We start from the raw sequence: 17929 nt of genomic DNA, 5'->3' as shown, positions 1-17929 counted from the left end.
ACGCAGTGGAACTACTACTACTACTGCTGCTGCCGCCGCTGGTGGTAGGCGTAGAGTTATCAGGAGTCGATGGGCTTGAGGGAATATTAGTTGAAGTATTGCTAGAGGTTGCATTGGCAGTAGCTGTAGCGCTGCTAGCAGTCCCCTGGCCTGACCCACTGGCGCTACTCGAAGATGCAGCACTGCCAGTGCTGCTCGAACCTGACGTGCTCGACGAAGCTGCAGAATAACTAGCTGAACTAGAAGCGCCAGACGAAGCTGTAGAGTGGCTAGCTGAACTAGAAGCACCCGTTAAAGATGAGGCGGAATTAGAATTTTCCAATGACATAAGTGTCAAATAAGACCTGTCCATAGTGAATTTCCCATAGTTAATGAACAAGTGCATTCTTTACGCACTTAGCTGCAGAAAACCTAAATGCGATCGCAGCCTAACGATAACCTTTGTAAATGGTATACAAATTTACTTTTATACTGTTGCCAAATTGGCAGAAACTATAAATCCAGATCTGTAGCTGTATGACATGCGCTAGCGCAGTAGCCCCTGTGAAGGATAGATACGACTAAACTCGCTATGAATTTTTAATATCTTGAAATTTCTGAAACGTCTTTTGAATGAGTTCCAGATGTTTTGGTAAACAAACTCGCTTTAAGTCATATTTATCAATCACTGTTTGGCGCGCCTTTGCTCGCATATGTTGCATCCTGGTGGGATGCTCAAGCACCTGATTAACACAATTACAAATTTCATCAGGGCTAAAAAAATCAACTAGCAGTCCATTCTCACCATGACGAATGACTTCTTCTACCGGCGGAGTTTTAGAGGCGACCACCAAGCAACCACAACTCATCGCGTCCAGCATAGACCAGGATAAAACAAATGGATAGGTCAGATAAACATGAACGCTTGAAAGCTGTAATATCTTGATGAGCTTTTTGTAGGGCAGCCTATCATATATATGAATGCGATCTAAGTCGAGGTCGTCCTTGACTTCCTCAAAAAAGATGGTTTTCCAGCTTTTTCCGTTGGGAGGAGATGAACCATAACTGACATGATCTCCTCCGACAATTATGACATGAGCATTGGGCCTCTGCTGCAACAGTTGAGGCAATGCCCGCATGAAAATGTGGTATCCCCGATAGGGCTCAAGATTACGACTAACAAAGGTAATCACTTCATGCTGTTGATTCAGCGTCAGTGGTCCAAGGTCATTATCCAAGCCTAACTCAACCTTCGCATTAGGCTGAGCAACAGTTGTATCAATGCCATCGTGGATCACAGATAGCTTGTGCTGAAATTCTGGCGGTTGGACAGATTTTTGATAGGTCGTTGGACAAATGCCTGCATCGGCAGCTTCCAATGCTAGCAAATTGTTAATATTTTTTGTACGAACACTACATGACTGATCCAAAGCAAGATCTGATCTTAATGAAAACTCAGTATCAAAGCCAACATCATGTCCTTTGTTACGGTAGTAGAATTCAAACAGTCCAATGAGGGGAACTGTTGGATAGATATCTTTGACATAAAGAATCTCTCCCCACCCAGGATGACCCAAAATAAGATCTGGAATGATGTTATGGCGTTTCAGTTTTAGTAGTGCTCGGGCAACTTGTTGCCCTCGCCGCACCTGGCCCTCAAAATATCGTAGATATACATGGGTTTCAGGATTATCTAACTTTTTTGGAGGATCGTAACCAAATTGCTGGACACCTGGAATATCTGCTTTGGTCTCTAAATTTATTGACTCTCCCAAGGCAAATACTTGATGTCCTTGTTGGGCAATAGCAGGTGCTAGATGTTTATACTGCCCTGGGAAATTCTGATGAATAAAGAGGGTTTTCATAAATGGGTCGGTTAGGATGCTTTTTATCCCATCACGGCATTACACCCATATTGTACGCCCATAGCAAAAGAGCTAGAACAGAATTCTATCTTCTAGGGGACCTTTCCATCAATGCTTGGTTGATTACGATCGAAAACAGATAACAACCAAGTCTCTAGAACCCAGCACTGATATAGTAGCCCTTGTGAGATTTTTTCGAATAGCTTTTAGAGGTTTTGATACTACTCCCATCACTATCCGTAGCGATCGCAGTTGCTTCCGCGTATGCTGCGCCTTCAAACGTTGTTTTAGTCAGGAACTTGGTTTTACTTTTACTCTTTTTAGCGTATACCGCTGTATTGGTATCAGCAAATGTATTTTCACCAAAGGCAAAGGCACCTGCCTCAGCAAAGGCAAAGTCATTATCCACCTGGGTGATAGCATAAGTTTCTGTGAACGTGACACCACTTCCCTTGGGACCATTGCTGACTGTATCGATGTCTCTTACATAATCAAGATCTGTGATTTTCATAATTCTCTCCTGGTCGCTCGTTTCAAAATAGTTCCAGACTACAACTAAGCTCTTGCACCGATGCTGGTTATGAGACTTAAATCCACGTTGGATTCCAAACCCAGCACTAATTAAGAGCCGTACATTCAAAGGACAACAAAGACGCTCAATCCTGCGTTCACAAAGTGAGCTACATCACTCTCCATTACTGACTCAAAGAGAGTCTTCAAATCTCTCTACTTAGAAAAAGTCGTAATTCCTAAATAGAAGACATGGCGTTCAACTTAAACCGGGAAATCAAGGCTGGGTAAGAATCCAGGAGTCAGAAGTCAGGAGTCAGAAAAGAACTGGATTCTGGCTCCTGGCTCCTGACTTCTACCGTTGGGGAAATTTCCCGGTTTAAGTTTATGGCCGAAAACATCCTGGCACAGCATTTAAGTAGGTGGCCATCATAAACACAGATCTAGATCATTGAGATGTCTATCTGGCGATTTTTGAGATATTGACTTTTGGCCACCTACTTAAATGCCTTTGAATGATTAAGAAACGAATTCAAAGGAAGGTGCACCCAAAACAGATCCGATATCTACTCCGACAAATCTAACGATAAGATCGCCATTGAAGGAAATCAAACCATTGCCACCTGCATCATTGGCAAAGCCGTACCCGCCTAAGTCATCTGCATTAAGTCGGATGACATCTACGTTCAATTGAAAGTCTTGGATCTGAGTAAAGTCGTTGTCGCCAAAACCGACATAGAAGACATTATCTGCGTCTCCTAAAACGAAGGTATCTGCTCCACCCTCACCTATAAGGAGGTCAACTTCGCCACCTATCCCGCCAACCAGGGTATCATTACCGGCTCCCCCAATCAGGGTATCCACTCCAACGCCACCGGTTAAGTTGTCATTGCCATCTTCACCGAAAATGAGATCGTTGCCTTCGCCACCATTGAGCTCATCATTACCGCTGGGAGAACCGTTGTTCGAGCCCCCGAACAGGGTATCCTCTCCAGTAGATCCCAGGACTGTATCATTCCCTGCTTGACCAAAGAGGAAGTCGTTATCACGACCGCCAGTCATTTCATCATCTCCATCACCGCCAAGAAGTAGGTCGTTGCCGTCGCTACCAGAGATGAAATCATTATCACTGCCGCCATCAAGGGTTTCATTTCCTCGGCTGCCAATCAGATCGTCATTGCCACTTCCCCCGACTAGAGTGTCACTGCCATCACCAGCACTCAGAAAGTCATCACCAGCACCCCCTGAAAGCAAGTCGTTTCCTCGACCGCCAATCAGGGTATCATTGCCGTCTTCTCCATCGAGTTCATCGTCACCATCGTCCCCGTCCAAGAAGTCATTGCCATCACCGCCAAAGAGCGTGTCATTGCCATCCCCACCAAAAAGATTATCTGCACCGTTGCTAACCCCATCGCCATCGCCAAAGATGAGGTCGTCCCCACCGTACCCTCTGATAAAATCATCTCCACCAAGACCAACAAGAGTCTCGTTCTGCTCGAGAGGCTGACCAGTGCTCCTATCTCTACCCCGAAGGCCAAGGATAGTATCATCCTGATTAGTGCCAATAACTAACGGATCGTCGCCCAAACGTAATCGAATAAAAGCCATGAATTAACCCTTTAATAAACTGACTAGATAAACCTGAACAAAATCGTATTTTGCCAATAACTAGATAAACCTGAAGCAAAACCGCATTTTGCCAACATCGTGAGGTTATTTGTTTTCGCAAATTTATTTCTGCCAAATTGGCAGATGACGGAGAAGTCATATGAACTCTTTACATTAGGTTGATAATTTTGTCGGTTTAATGAACTTCAAAAATCATCTGTAAACTTTGTTTCTAAAACTGTTGGCCTTTGATCATGCTCAACTAATAAAAGCCATCTATTATCAACGCATCCTAACAAGGGACAACAGTTATCGTAGGACAACCCGAAAAAGCCGAAAGTTTATACAACTTTCGGCTTTATTAGACGACCTGTTAAAACCCTAAGGCTTAAACTACTAAAGATGACATCTAGCTACCAATACTATTAGTAAGTAGCAGCAGTAGCAGAAGAGAATGCCTCAGAGAAGTTATAGCTAGTCTGAGCAAACGCTTCAGTCTCAGCTAATGTGTTGTCGCCAAAAGCATCAGCGGAAGCTTCAGCAGTAGCTAGGTTGCCCTTGATATTAACAAAAACATCAACATCCTTATCGATGTCAAAGTCAACATCAACATCAATGTTCACATCCTTGTCAATGTTGCTATTAAAGGTAACGCCACCAGCGCCTTGAACGTCAGTAGCAACAGTTTCCATGTAGTTAAGATCAGAAATGATCATTGTTATTTCTCCATGTTTGTAGAGTAAACCATCTGAATAACAACCTTTATTGGGCTGTTGAATATCAATATAGTTAGTTTGATTGTCTATGTGTTGCCATTCTGGCATTAAAAAGAAGAAGAACATAATTTCAGTCTCTGAGTCCCATGCCCTTAGTCTTTGAGGCTTCCGAAAGCCTCTTTAAAGAACCCACTCGAATTCATCAATTCAGAGATAGTTAGCTCTTGGCAAGAAACCGAGGAAACGAAACAATCCTAAAATTCATCCTAGGAATAACAACCCACTCAATTTAATTGAATACAGCTGTCATGAATCATCCATCTAATTCAAAAGCTATCTACTAGTACAACCTATTGACCGACATCGCTATAAGCGCCATCGTGACAGACCAATGCCTTGCAAATTAATTAATGATGCATACCTTTTAGCGCTCCAAAACAACAACTTACCCCTGCCAGATGCAGTTTAGGCAGGCAACATCTGAGTTGAAATTCAAAGAAAACGAGAAATCTGTTAAAAACCTTAACGAATGAATCTGCCATTTTGGCAACAGTTATTAGTTGCTAATGCTTAATCTTTCAAAAGATAAATACATTCATCTGAACACAAATTTTAATTGTCGCTCGATTGTGGGCTTAGCATGCTGATTCATCAGGCTTCTAGAGCTTCGGTGCATCTCGAAATGCTCGAAATGATTTAAAAAATAGGAGATTCAGTGGTGAGTCAGCTCCAAACAGTTCAACAACTTCAGCAAAAGACAGATCTTGCCCGAAAATCTAATTGCCCCAGGGATGTTGAGCAACTCTACCGGGAAATTCTACAAATCCGACCAGATCATCCAGATTATATAGCTGCTCTCAGTACCTTAGGAAATCTATTAGTTAACCAACAACGTTGGGATGATGCAGTTGAATTGTATCGAAAGGCACTAACCCATGAATTGGTTCCAGATACTAGAGCAAACGTGCTGACGTCCCTTGGCATTGCTTTTATGAAGCAATATCAATTGATTGAGGCAACTGACGCATTTCAAGAAGCCGTTGGCCTTAATCCGAAGTCTGCTTGGGCCTACACGAACTTAGGGCTTGCCCTCAAGCAACGGGGTCGATTTACCGAAGCCGAGCTCGCTTGTCGGCAGGCTCTGACGTTAAATCCTGATAATGCAGTTATCTACAATTGCTTAGGAACTATCCTGAGGAACCGCAGTAAGCATGATGAGGCTGCAGACGTATATCGACGGGCCATCGAACTCCGGCCAGATTTAATAGAGGCCTATATCAACCTTGGCTATACTCTAGAAAGGCAGGCTAAATATGGAGAAGCCACCAGAGTATACGAAAAAGTTTTAGAGATTGACCCTGACTGTGTGCAAGCAAAATTCTCTCGGATTTTTTGTCAACTACCCATCATCTATCAAAACTCCCAAGAAATTGTTGAAAATCGCCGGAATTATCAGCAATGTTTGGAGCAATTTATCCAGGATTATAATGATGCATCGGTGGAAGAATTGGCCGATGCTGCCGCAATAGTCGGCATTTCTCAACCTTACCTGCTTCCTTATCAAGGGTTTAACGATCGACAACTCCAGCAAGATTTTGGCCAGTTTATGAGTCGCCTGATGGCTGCCCGCTATCCTCAGTGGAGTCAGCCCATTTCCTTACCTGAGATCCGCCCCCAAGAGAAAATTCGGGTCGGTATTGTCTCCGGCTTCTTTCGAGAACATTCGGTCTGGAAAATCCCCCTTAAAGGCTGGGTTGAGAACCTTGATGCTGGCGAATTTGAGCTGTTTGGTTATCACACCGGATGCCGACAAGATCCAGAGACATTGGTGGCCAGAAAGTCTTTCAAAAAATTTGTACAGGGGCCGCTAGACATCAAGCAATGGTGCCAGAGAATTATTGATGACAAACTGCACCTGCTCATCTTTTCTGAGTTTGGCATGGATCCCACTACTTTAGAACTGGGTAGCTTGAGACTAGCACCGATTCAACTGGCTGCTGCCGGACACCCTGAGACAAGTGGTTTGCCCACGATCGATTATTTCTTGAGCTGTGAGTTGATGGAGCCTGAGAATGCGGAGGAGCATTATACTGAGACGTTAGTTCGCCTGCCCAATCTCTCTATTTACTATACTCCCCTGGAGTATTATCCGCATCCTGTTTCCAGACAAGAGATTAATCTGACTGATGATGATGTCATGTTCTGGTGCTGTCAGTCTCTCTTTAAGTACCTACCCAAGCACGATGATGTCTTTCCAAAAATCGCCAGTCAGCTAGACAAAGCCAGGTTTGTTTTTATTGAGCATGGAACTCAGCACGTGACGGACATTTTTAAAGGGCGTCTACGTGATGCGTTCAGCCAGTTTCAGCTAGATTACCAAGAGTTTTGTCGATTTGTACCTCGGATGAATCCGAGAAAGTTTGCTGGTACTGCATCCCTGGCTGATATTTTTCTAGACAGCATTGGTTGGTCAGGTCATAATTCTGCCCTGGAATCTCTAGTCTTTGATCTCCCCATTGTGACACTGCCAGAGGAGTTTATGCGGGGGCGTCACAGCTATGCCATTCTCAAAATGATGGATGTTGAGGCAACAATTGCCTCCAGTAAGGAAGACTATGTTGAAATCGCAGCTCGATTAGGAAAAGATCCTCAATACCGGAAAACCATATCCCTTCAGATTGCTCAAAACAAGCATCGTTTATATCGAGATTTGCAATCCGTCAGGGGCCTCGAAGACTTTTTGTTAAAACTGGTGAACAAATCTAAAAAACTTAGCGCTTCAGGGAACAGCTCAGAGATCGAGACAGCGCTTGATCGTGCCGAAAAATTACAGGCATTAGGGAAAACAACTGAAGCTCAGACAATCTATCAGCAAGTGATTGCTAGACAACCAGATCAACCCAGAGCACTGGTGGGACTGGCTACCCTTGCTCAAAAGAATGGACAACTGCAGATTGCCGAAGATTTATTCAATCGGGCCATTAAAGTTCAACCTGATTTATTCTCCGCCTGGTTTTCTCTGGGAAATCTCTGGCAAGGGCAAGGTCGGCTAGATGATGCCATCAAAGCCTATCAGCGGGTTCTGGAACTTCGCGCTGATCTAGTGCCGGTTTACAATAACCTGGCTTATGTTTTGCAACAAAATGGTCAACTAGACGAGTCAATTAAATACTATCGTCAAGCATTGAGCCTCGAACCCAACTCCCGAGAAATTGATGTCCATCACGCGAACGCCCTACATCTAAATGGAGAGCTACCAGATGATAAATGGATACACTATGCCAAGCTGAATTATAAATTGGGCATTGTTCAGAAAAAGGCAGAAAATCTAAAATCTGCGATTGACTATTTTCAACAGGCGATTGTGCTCGACCCAAACCTGGCAGAGGCACACTTGGGATTGGGAATCGCTAAACGGAATGAACAGGGTCAACTGGAGGAGGCATTGGTTTGTTTTGAGAAAGCCATAAAACTCAAGCCCGATCAGGAAGGGAGTGCCCTAGAATCTACTGCATATATGGAGATGGGCCGCACCTACCAAATCCAAAAGCGCATTGACGAAGCGGTACAGGCTTTTCATCAGGCGGTGAGTCTGATCAACCCAGGTTATTTAGCTCAATACTGCTCTGAAAAAGCCGAGGTTAGTCATCCCAACTTTGAAGATTTTGCTCCTCCAACGATCACCTTTGAACCGGTTGAGATTGGCGGACATCAGTTTCCTGCCATTCCTCCAGTACCACCGGATACCGGCAAACGACCTTTTTGGAGTGTAGCCATTCCTGCTGTAAACCGCCCAGAATATTTTCCCGAGTGTCTAGCTAGCGTCTTAGCTCAGTGGAACGGACATGATGACATGGAAATTGTTGTTCTGGATAATGGTAGTGACCCTCCACTGTTTGACATTGTCAATGCCCTGGGACAAGGCATTATTCGCTACTATCGATTGCCCAAGACAATTCCTTTGCAACCAAATTGGAATACTCTTGTTTCTCTTTGTCGAGGCCAGTGGATTCATCTCTTACAACATGATGATTATGTTTTACCTGGTTTTTATAGCCGATTAAAAACCAGTTTGGAAACCTGCCCTGACTCTGTTGGAGCAGCCTTTACTGGCTATGAAAATATCAATGAAAACCGCAAAGTCATCTTTAGACAAGAGCATAATCTCAAACATTTTCGGGGTGTGGTGAAGGATTGGATTAAAAGACTTGGGGTTTCTTGCTCCCTAGGTCCACCTTCCATGGTGATCCGACGGGATGCCTATGAGAAATTAGGCGGATATTGCCTTGATTTTCTCTATGCCTGTGACTGGGAATTTTATAAACGAGTCGCATCATTCTATGACTGGTGGTACGAGCCTGGCATTCTCACCCACTACCGTCAACATTCCAATAGCATGACCAGAAGTCTCATTATTGAGGATAAGGAAGATGGCTCTCCTGGAGCTGGACATCAGCGCGCGATAGAAATTTCCGAAGGCTATCTTCCTGCTGATTGGCGCGACGAAATCACCAAGAATTCTCGCAGATTTCACAATAAGTGGTGTTTGGACAGAGCCATGATACCTGTCGACGTCGGCAGACTGGATAGCGCATTTTACCTAATTCAAGATGCCCTTAGAATCGATTCTTCTCCAGCAGGCATTAATCAAGTTTTTAACTGGCTCTCAAGTGACAGGGTTGCACCCTTAAAAGCTTATATTGCAGAACGGTTAATGGACGACCAGTAGCTCCAAAAAGTTGAGTAGAGGGTTTCAGGTGTTTTCTACTTACAGTCAACGATCCCAAAAAACAAAGTTTAGGAGGATTAAATTATGAAGGTTGGACTGCTTGCCGGTGGTTTGGGGACCCGCCTAGCCGAAGAAACAGAAAGTAAGCCAAAACCCATGGTGGAAGTTGGCGGACAGCCTATCCTTTGGCACATCATGAGACATTACTATCACTATGGCTTGCAAGACTTTGTCATTGCCCTAGGCTATAAAGCCGAAGTCATTAAGAAATATATGGTTGATTACTGTTCCCTCAACAGTAATCTAACGATTAATCTCCGCAGTGGTAGAGTTGATATGCATGGTGGTGACAACAAACCCGATTGGAATGTTGAACTCATTGAAACGGGACTACATACCAACACAGGTGGTCGTATCAAGCGGTTAATTCCCTACATGAATAATGAAACCTTCATGTTGACCTGGGGAGATGGTGTCTCAGATTTGAATCTGCGCGACCTACTGGCATTTCACCGTAGCCATGGCAAATTAGCCACCATGACAGTTGTGCGACCCCCATCACGATTTGGTCTACCAACCTTGGATGGAGATCAGGTGGTGGAGTTTTCAGAGAAGCCTCAAACCGAGGAAGGTTGGATCAATGGTGCATTCTTTGTGCTTGAACCTGGGGTGTTTGACTACATTGAGGGGGATGATACCCAGTGGGAAAAAGGACCTTTAGAGGGGTTGGCAGCAGACGGTCAGCTGATGGCCTATCGCTATGACGGTTTCTGGCAATGTATGGATACTTTGCGGGATAAAAGACGCCTGCAAAAGCTTTGGGATGGTGGCAATCCACCATGGAAAATTTGGGAGGAAGAAAAAGATGCGAGTGTTAGTTACGGGACATCAAGGCTATATCGGAACGGTCATGACGCCCCTGCTCTTATCAGCAGGTCATGATGTTGTTGGCATAGATAATAACTTATACCAAGGAAGTACCTTTGGAGAGAGTGTACCTACTATCCCAGAGTTCAAAAAGGATGTGCGAGATATTCAGCTTTCTGACCTGAAGGGAGTTGATGCTGTTATACATCTAGCCGGATTATCCAACGATCCGTTGGGCAATCTCAATCCAGATTTAACCTATGAGATTAATCATCTGGCATCGGTCCAGTTAGCCAAACTCGCAAAGCAAGCTGGTGTGGAGCGTTTTATTTTCTCATCCTCCTGTAGTAACTATGGCGCTGGGGGACAAGACTGGTTAGATGAGCAATCGGCATTTAATCCAGTGACTCCTTACGGTATCTCCAAGGTTAAGGTTGAGCAGGATCTCCATCAGCTGGCCGATGATCATTTCAGCCCCACCTATCTACGGAATGCGACAGCATTTGGAGTTTCACCTCGACTGAGATTTGATCTGGTGCTCAATAATTTAGTGGCTTGGGCGTTTACAACTGGACGAGTCTACTTGAAAAGTGATGGGACTCCCTGGCGTCCAATTGTCCATATTGAGGATATTTCCCGAGCTTTTCTGGCGGTCCTCCATGCTCCCCGAGAAAAAGTCCACAATCAGGCCTTTAACGTGGGGCGCAATCAGGATAATTATCAGATTCGGGAAATTGCTGAAATTGTTCAGCAGACGGTTCCTGGATGCCGGATCGACTATGCGCCGGATGCAGGTCCTGATCAGCGCTGCTACCGGGTTGATTGCAGTAAGATTGCTCACACATTACCTGAGTTTCAACCTCAATGGGATGCGCGCAAAGGAGCCCAGGAGCTTTATAACGCTTACCAAGCAATCGGGTTAACCCTCGATGACTTTGAAGGTCCACGATATAAACGGATTGCCCATATCCAAAAACTGTTGAAGATGGATAAGCTGGATGACAGTTTACGGTGGAAAGAAGTCGCTGTTGCTGCTGCTTAATATCTGATTGCTTCAACAATATGGGTATCAACTTAAGCCAGAAAATCCTGGCTAGGTGGGGAATCAGGAGCCAGAAGCCAGAAGCCAGTGAGGTACTGATTCCTGACTTCTGACTTCTGAATACTATCCTTGGAAAAACGTCCCGCTTTGAGTTGGTACTCAACAATATTATTCTGTACGCTTTAAAGAGATGATGTCCAATGCTTGAGTTAATAGCCCGTGATCAGTTACCACCCTGCCGTTCAGGAGGATTGCGTGACCTGGAAATGGTAATTTCTTTTGGAAATACTCCATTAGCCGATGCGCTGCTCACCGAAAACCAATTAGATCAGCCAGAGTATACGGCTCCGCTAGAATTGGCTTTTTCCCCGAGTAGCGGGCTATTACAAATCACCGAAAGTGTATCTCCTGAAATTCTATTTTGCCGGGATTATCCTTACTTTTCGTCGGTATCACCATCATTGTTGCAACACTTTCGAGACAGCGCTCTGGCCATCATTGAATCGAAGTCACTTAACAAGGATAGCCTGGTGATAGAAGCGGCCAGCAATGATGGCTATATGCTGAGAAATTTTGCTGAGCATGGCATTCCGGTATTGGGAATTGACCCTGCTGACGGACCTGTGGCCGCTGCCCACAAGGTGGGCATACCCACATTATGCACGTTCTTTACTCAACAGCTGGCACAACAATTAGTGGCTGAAGGCAAAAGGGCAGATGTTTTTTTAGCGAATAATGTCTTAGCCCATGTACCAGACCTGAATGGGTTTGTAGAAGGTATCTATACGATACTCAAACCCACGGGGATGGCTGTCATTGAGGTTCCCTATGTTGTTGATTTAGTGGACCATTGTGAGTTTGATACCATTTATCATCAGCACCTGTGCTATTTCTCGGTGACCGCCCTGGATCGGCTCTTCCGTTGTCACGGGTTGTTTCTAAATCGCGTTCAGCGTATATCCATTCACGGGGGCTCCCTACGACTCTTTGTCGAACCCCATGAGTCTGTCGATGATTCAGTCACTGAACTATTGCGACTAGAGCACCAGCGAAGTGTTGACAGCATTGATTACTATCGTGATTTTGCTGCTCGAGTCAATAGTGTTAAACAGGGGCTTTTAGACATTCTCCAGGATTTAAAGCGGCAAGGTAAGCGAATCGTTGGCTATGGTGCTGCTGCCAAGGCAACAACCCTGATGAGCTATGTAGGGATCGACCAAACACTGTTGGACTATGTCGTGGATTTAAATCCAGTCAAGCATGGGCAATATATGGGGGGGAATCATCTTCCCATCTTCCCGGTGAAAAAATTGATTGAGGATCAACCAGACTATGTGTTGATCCTGGCCTGGAACTTTGCTGATGAGATTATGCAACAACAATCTACTTATCAGGCAAGAGGTGGGCAGTTTATTATCCCTATTCCTGAGCCTCACATTCTGTGAAAACAGATACCCAAGTTGAAGACTATGCTCACAGGTGTCTTATAGAGGAAGTCTTCAGTAACTAGCAAAAGCCATTAGTAAAACAAAAATAATATGTCTACTGTTGCTGAAGCTCTACAAAGAGCGGTTCAATATCAGAAATCTAACAATCTAGAACCAGCCCACCGTATATATCGGCAAGTTCTTGGGCTTCAGCCGGGCAATACAGATGCGTTACATGGCCTCAGCATGGTAGCTCAACAGAAAGGTCGTTACCACGATGCTGAACATTTGCTTAATTCTATCCTGCAAATCAATCCTTCATCTTTTAAGGCATGGTTTAGCTTAGGGAATGTGCATCAAATACAAGGTCATTTACAGGAAGCCATAGACGCCTACCAAAAAGCCATTGGCTTACAACCTAAGGCCTATCCAGTCTTTAATAATCTGGGGTATGTTTTTCAACTACAAGGTAAGGTTGACCAGGCCATTGGCTCTTATCAGCAGGCGCTTCAACTGCAGCCACACCTCCCTGAAGCCCAGGTAAACTTGGCCAATGTGCTCTACAGTCAAAATAAACTTTCTGAAGCAGAGGAAATACATTTTTCATATTTAAATTACGACTTGGGTATTAATCGTCATAGGGCAGGAGATCTAACGACAGCGGCTGATTATTATCGACAGGCGATTACCCTCAATCCGCAGCTGGCTGAAGCTTACTATCAGCTTGGGGTGATCTCCCAAACGCAAGGAAATTTTGTTGAGGCCAGCTCTACTTATCAAAATGTCTTGGCATTGCCTCAGCAGACTACTTCAATATTAGAGACGCGAGTGCATCAAAAGTTACGTCAGATTGATCAGATTAAGCAATCCAAAGGTTCAAATCAAAAACTAAAGGTCGCCTTTGTTTGTCAGCCCTTTGTGATGACCGTGTTTCCAGAACCTGCTGACTCAATTGGGATTTTGACTTATGAATTGGTTAAGCGATTAGGAACAGCCTGTGATATCACGGTTTATGCTCCTGGAGAAAGACTCCAAGAAACCGTTCATGATGGAGTTCGTTATCGGTATATTCCCATTAAACTGGATCGAGGGATTCTTAAACAACTTGAACGTTTTCCAGGATTTAATACAATCACCCAACCTGGTTTTGCATCTGGTCTTTATTATCTAGGGTATAGCTTGCAAATTGGCAATGAATTGAGAAAGCATCACCATGATGTAGTTCATATTCATAATTTTTCTCAGTTTGCTCCGGTGATCCGTGCTCTTTCACCAGAGATCAAGATTGTTCTGCACATGCATTGTGAATGGCTCGATCAGCTTAACCACAAGGTTTTGGAAAAGCGGTTACGCAATGTTGATCTAATCACCACCCCAAGTCAATATATTACCCACCAAGTTAAACAGCGATTCCCGGCGGCAGAAGAACGCTGTTTAACTATTCATAATGGAGTAGATAGCGATCGCTATCTGAACTTTAGAAGCCGTTATCGAAACGATCGAGCCTCTTCTGAAACGTCCGTCAAACGATTACTTTTTGTCGGTCGAGTCTGCCCAGAAAAAGGAGCCCATGTTTTATTAGAAGCCTTCCAAAAAGTAATTGAGCAGGAGCCAAATGTGCAGCTAACGCTGATCGGAGCGATAGGGGTGATCCCCTTGGAATACTTGGTAGGGTTAAGTGATGATCCGAAAGTTTCAGCACTGTCATCCTTCCACGAAGATAACAATTGGGATCGCTACCTGAGGCAGTGGATGCTCAAGTTCGACCAAATGGCGAACGAGGATGGGACGAAGCCCGTCACGCTTACAGGCCTGGTTCAACCGTCCGAATTGCCAAAATTCTATCGGCAAGCCGATCTGTTTATTTTTCCCTCTATTTGCCACGAAGCATTTGGCATGCCCATTGCGGAAGCTATGACGTTGGGACTACCAGTAATTGCTACTCGGGCAGGCGCAATTCCAGAGCTGGTTGAACATGGCAAGACTGGTCTCCTGGTTGAGCGAGGAGAAAGCGATGCATTAGCTGCAGCAATATTAGAGCTGTTGTCGAACCGTGAGCGCAGGCAACAAATGGGACAGGCTGGACAACAAAGAGCGGTGCAATATTTTACCTTTGACAAGGTAGCGAGTGATTTACTGCACCAATATCAACATCTCTGTGAAGTGGAAAATACAATGGGACCGGGTTAACTCTATGACAGACCTCAACTTCAATACCTTAGTGCGCCGTAGCTGTCATGCATTAATGCAGCGACGTTGTGATTTTGCTCAGCCAGACTCTTTGAAACGGTCTGCCATTGTATTTTCTCCCCATCAAGATGATGAAACATTAGGATGTGGCGGTACTATTCTAAAAAAGACCCAGGCGGGGGCACCTATCAAAATTGTCTTTATGACCGATGGGAGCCAATCGCACTCCCATGTTATGTCCGCCAAGGACCTCCGGAAAATTCGGTCAAATGAAGCTCTGGCAGCGGCGGAGAAACTAGGCGTTGCCAGCAAAGACGTTATGTTTCTCAACATCACCGATGGCACCTTGACCCATCACAAAAACATGGTAATCAAAAAAGTCAAGGAGATTTTGCTGACAACTTTGCCGGAGGAGGTGTTTGTTCCGTACCGTCAAGATGGTGTGCCAGACCATAATGCTACATGCCATATTGTGGTGTCTGCGCTAAAAGAATGTGGCCTTAGAACCACCGTTTATGAATATCCTGTGTGGTTTTGGTGTAACTGGCCTTGGACAAATTTTGCAGCCCAGCAGAAACAAGAATCGTCAACCTTGGGTCATCATTGGAACACTGGACTAAATTGGCTGAAGTATTTCCGACATGCTGTTGATATCCAGGATGTCCTAGATTTGAAACGTATAGCCTTGGAACAACATCGATCTCAAATGACCCGTCTGATTCCGGACTCTGGTTGGTCAACACTTGGAGATATTGCCCAGGGAGAATTTCTGCAGTGCTTTTTCCAGGATTATGAGTTTTTCTACCGCTACCGTTTGAATTAGGGGACGTTATGTTAACACGCGATCGCAAATACACGCTTCAACCACCAGAACAGAAGCAACAGGATCATCCACAACCGTCAAGACCTATCTGTACTGATCTCTATGGAGATGCTAAACCTGCGGGTAAAGCCATTGGGAGTCTGAGCACCAATGGTACGTTACGCCGAGGATGTGATCTGGAACATCAAATTGCGATTGACAACGGAGCGCTGAGATTTCAACCCCTATTAACCCCTGGATGGGGCCGCCAGGGAATTGCCTATGGGCCTTACCAACGCACCCATGGATTAGCCTTTGCAGTACTCCTGTCCAACGGCCATAACACGTCTCAAGCAGAACGGATTGAGCCCCTGAAACGTCGTTTACAGCGCTGGTGGATCGGCAGCGAAACAGACCCACCCAATAAACGATTTAAACAATGGCTAAAAAGACCCCAAAAAAAGGGATTTATGCGCCGTTTATGGTGGTGGATCCGCAGTGCTCCTGAATTTTCAAACTACTTTGCCGTGCCAAAGCTAAATGAGAACTTAGCCATCGGCTGGTTTCCGAGGGAAGTTCCATTAGATCCTAAAACAGAAGGCAATGGGTTAATTGTTCATGCTACTGGCTTCAATAATGGAGAACTTCTGACCAGAGTCGGAACACAATTAATGTCTGCGTTTCAGGGCCTGCAAAACCTGCAGACCTACTACGTTATTGTTTTACGTCAGCAGGGGGCTGCCTACTATGTTGCCTCTGTACCCAATGCGAAGGGGTTTGTGAGTTATCCCAATATGCGCCCCATTGCGATTGATCCCTTTAATCAGGATTCTGAAGTTTATGCCGCAATTTACCAGAGTGTCTTAGGGCAAATTGGATTTCGAGTAGATACTCGCGTATATGGTGCTCAGGTTGCACAAATACCAACGTTAGCAACATGGTACGGTACGGCTCACGTTGCTGATCAGCTATGCGGCACAGGGCTCATCAGCGATACTTCTGCTGAAGTGGGGGGAGACTGGATCGATTACAACGGCCAATTTGAGTTAACCTCTCAGGGCGCTAAAGCCCTGGCACCTGATAGCTTAACTGTGCTGGATCCCAATGAACCTTCTGGCCTAATTCATGTCCTGATTCAAACATCGACGGCCATTACGGGTACAGGTCTGGCCTGGCGGGTGAACAATCCAGATAACTATTGGATGTTACTCACCGACAACAAAACATGTAAGCTTTGCATCTGTGTCGATGGCCATGATGAGGTGGTGGCCATCAGCGAATTATGGCATTTGCAGCCAAATACTCTACACACTTTACAGATCTCAGATGATGGTGATGCCTTCAGTTTGTACTTGGACGGTCAATTAATATTTAACAAGGCATTCACCGACCCTCGCTTAGGACATGCGACAGGTGTGGGGCTAATGGCTGCGGAAGCCAATCCTCAGCAATATCTACGGGCGTTTGAGGTCCATGCTCGCAGTATGCCAATGCCATCAACCCTGAATGTAGGCCAACCCTGGCAGGTTGATGGAACTCACATCGCTGTTGCTGATGATTTTTCGGGATGTGCCCAAAATTTAGTCGGTAGAGTCACTCCCGTTGGGCATCGGACATGGCAGAGGGCCCTGGGCAGGGGTGAGATGATGATGACTGGGGATTCTGCAGTACAGGTACAAGCTAGTCGCCAACACCCCAATCCAGGACGTACGGCATTGACTTTCCCGTGGGACAACCCTCATTTTGCTGATTTACAAGTAGAGATTGTTCCCCCTGGTCATCGCCGGTATCAGAGGGAAAGAGGCCGTGGTGGCTTAATCTTTTGGCAGGATGAGAATAACTACATAACCGTCAGTAATTGGTTAGACGATGTCTATGATGGGGCTTCCATCTCTTCATTTTTCTACCTGAATGGCTATGAGGAACTCTATGATGCCGTCTGGACTAATGTGGCGGATAGAGTTTTTTGGGGCAAGCCTCATCAATTGAGAACCGTATTTGATGGGATGAACTTCATGGTGTTTGTTAATGGTGAACCCGTTCTCTCTCGGGCATTGACAGATGTATATCCCAATACCCCAAGATTATCCATTAATCGAGTTGGGATTGTTGCCAATTGGGAGTGGGGAAACGACACTGGCAGTATATTTAGAAATTTCGTAGCAAAAGTGGGACTCATCACTTGAAGGGATCA

General features: G+C 45.0%; 12 protein-coding genes. 8 read left to right on the top strand and 4 right to left on the bottom strand.

Features of this window, described 5'->3' with window-relative positions:
* Window positions 1-5: 5 nt before the first annotated feature.
* Complete coding sequence (locus tag IXB50_RS03355; protein ID WP_215607522.1) at window positions 6-230, top strand: hypothetical protein; 225 nt, start codon at window positions 6-8, stop codon at window positions 228-230.
* A 339-nt stretch (window positions 231-569) separates the two neighbouring features.
* Here IXB50_RS03355 and IXB50_RS03350 read toward each other — a convergent pair whose 3' ends face one another.
* The 4 genes from IXB50_RS03350 to IXB50_RS03335 all read right to left on the bottom strand — a co-directional run bounded on the left by IXB50_RS03350 (window position 570) and on the right by IXB50_RS03335 (window position 4804).
* Complete coding sequence (locus tag IXB50_RS03350) at window positions 570-1844, bottom strand: glycosyltransferase family 4 protein (RefSeq protein WP_215607521.1); 1275 nt, start codon at window positions 1842-1844, stop codon at window positions 570-572.
* Window positions 1845-1998: 154 nt separating this feature from the next.
* Window positions 1999-2355 (bottom strand): hypothetical protein, encoded by a 357-nt coding sequence (locus tag IXB50_RS03345; RefSeq protein WP_215607520.1) that lies wholly within the window; start codon window positions 2353-2355, stop codon window positions 1999-2001.
* 518 nt (window positions 2356-2873) lie between these two features.
* The gene (locus IXB50_RS03340; protein ID WP_215607519.1) at window positions 2874-3962 is read right to left on the bottom strand and encodes a calcium-binding protein; all 1089 of its coding nucleotides are present in this window, start codon (window positions 3960-3962) and stop codon (window positions 2874-2876) included.
* Between the two features lie 425 nt (window positions 3963-4387).
* Window positions 4388-4804 (bottom strand): hypothetical protein, encoded by a 417-nt coding sequence (locus tag IXB50_RS03335; RefSeq protein WP_215607518.1) that lies wholly within the window; start codon window positions 4802-4804, stop codon window positions 4388-4390.
* Between the two features lie 592 nt (window positions 4805-5396).
* Between IXB50_RS03335 and IXB50_RS03330 the strand changes: the two genes are divergently transcribed.
* The 7 genes from IXB50_RS03330 (at window position 5397) to IXB50_RS03300 (ending at window position 17921) form a co-directional block, all read left to right on the top strand.
* A complete protein-coding gene (locus IXB50_RS03330) occupies window positions 5397-9407 on the top strand; it encodes a tetratricopeptide repeat protein (RefSeq protein WP_215607517.1) in 4011 nt (1336 codons plus the stop codon).
* An 84-nt stretch (window positions 9408-9491) separates the two neighbouring features.
* A complete protein-coding gene (rfbF, locus tag IXB50_RS03325) occupies window positions 9492-10349 on the top strand; it encodes a glucose-1-phosphate cytidylyltransferase (protein WP_215607516.1) in 858 nt (285 codons plus the stop codon).
* Entirely contained in the window at window positions 10273-11316 is a 1044-nt protein-coding gene (locus tag IXB50_RS03320) for an NAD-dependent epimerase/dehydratase family protein (RefSeq protein ID WP_215607515.1), read from the top strand. Before rfbF ends, IXB50_RS03320 begins: the two co-directional genes overlap by 77 nt.
* Before the next feature lie 200 nt (window positions 11317-11516).
* Window positions 11517-12761 (top strand): class I SAM-dependent methyltransferase, encoded by a 1245-nt coding sequence (locus IXB50_RS03315; RefSeq protein ID WP_215607514.1) that lies wholly within the window; start codon window positions 11517-11519, stop codon window positions 12759-12761.
* 93 nt (window positions 12762-12854) lie between these two features.
* A complete protein-coding gene (locus tag IXB50_RS03310; protein WP_215607513.1) occupies window positions 12855-14933 on the top strand; it encodes a glycosyltransferase in 2079 nt (692 codons plus the stop codon).
* A 4-nt stretch (window positions 14934-14937) separates the two neighbouring features.
* Complete coding sequence (locus IXB50_RS03305; protein WP_215607512.1) at window positions 14938-15756, top strand: PIG-L deacetylase family protein; 819 nt, start codon at window positions 14938-14940, stop codon at window positions 15754-15756.
* An 8-nt stretch (window positions 15757-15764) separates the two neighbouring features.
* Window positions 15765-17921: a hypothetical protein gene (locus tag IXB50_RS03300; RefSeq protein ID WP_215607511.1), complete on the top strand. Its 2157-nt coding sequence runs from the start codon at window positions 15765-15767 to the stop codon at window positions 17919-17921.
* Window positions 17922-17929 lie beyond the last annotated feature (8 nt).

The organism is Leptothoe spongobia TAU-MAC 1115, assembly GCF_018739885.1.
Taxonomy (GTDB): Bacteria; Cyanobacteriota; Cyanobacteriia; order Phormidesmidales; family Phormidesmidaceae; genus Leptothoe; species Leptothoe spongobia.
Note: the sequence above shows the minus strand (reverse complement) of the source record. Positions and strands in the feature narration are given on the sequence as shown.

Excerpts from the sequence above, each read along its gene's own strand:
- IXB50_RS03350 (WP_215607521.1), bottom strand. The coding sequence starts at position 1,844 with ATGAAAACCCTCTTTATTCATCAGAATTTCCCAGGGCAGTATAAACAT.
- IXB50_RS03345 (WP_215607520.1), bottom strand. The coding sequence starts at position 2,355 with ATGAAAATCACAGATCTTGATTATGTAAGAGACATCGATACAGTCAGC.
- IXB50_RS03340 (WP_215607519.1), bottom strand. The coding sequence starts at position 3,962 with ATGGCTTTTATTCGATTACGTTTGGGCGACGATCCGTTAGTTATTGGC.
- IXB50_RS03335 (WP_215607518.1), bottom strand. The coding sequence starts at position 4,804 with ATGTTCTTCTTCTTTTTAATGCCAGAATGGCAACACATAGACAATCAA.
- rfbF (WP_215607516.1), top strand. The coding sequence starts at position 9,492 with ATGAAGGTTGGACTGCTTGCCGGTGGTTTGGGGACCCGCCTAGCCGAA.
- IXB50_RS03320 (WP_215607515.1), top strand. The coding sequence starts at position 10,273 with ATGCGAGTGTTAGTTACGGGACATCAAGGCTATATCGGAACGGTCATG.
- IXB50_RS03315 (WP_215607514.1), top strand. The coding sequence starts at position 11,517 with ATGCTTGAGTTAATAGCCCGTGATCAGTTACCACCCTGCCGTTCAGGA.
- IXB50_RS03310 (WP_215607513.1), top strand. The coding sequence starts at position 12,855 with ATGTCTACTGTTGCTGAAGCTCTACAAAGAGCGGTTCAATATCAGAAA.
- IXB50_RS03305 (WP_215607512.1), top strand. The coding sequence starts at position 14,938 with ATGACAGACCTCAACTTCAATACCTTAGTGCGCCGTAGCTGTCATGCA.
- IXB50_RS03300 (WP_215607511.1), top strand. The coding sequence starts at position 15,765 with ATGTTAACACGCGATCGCAAATACACGCTTCAACCACCAGAACAGAAG.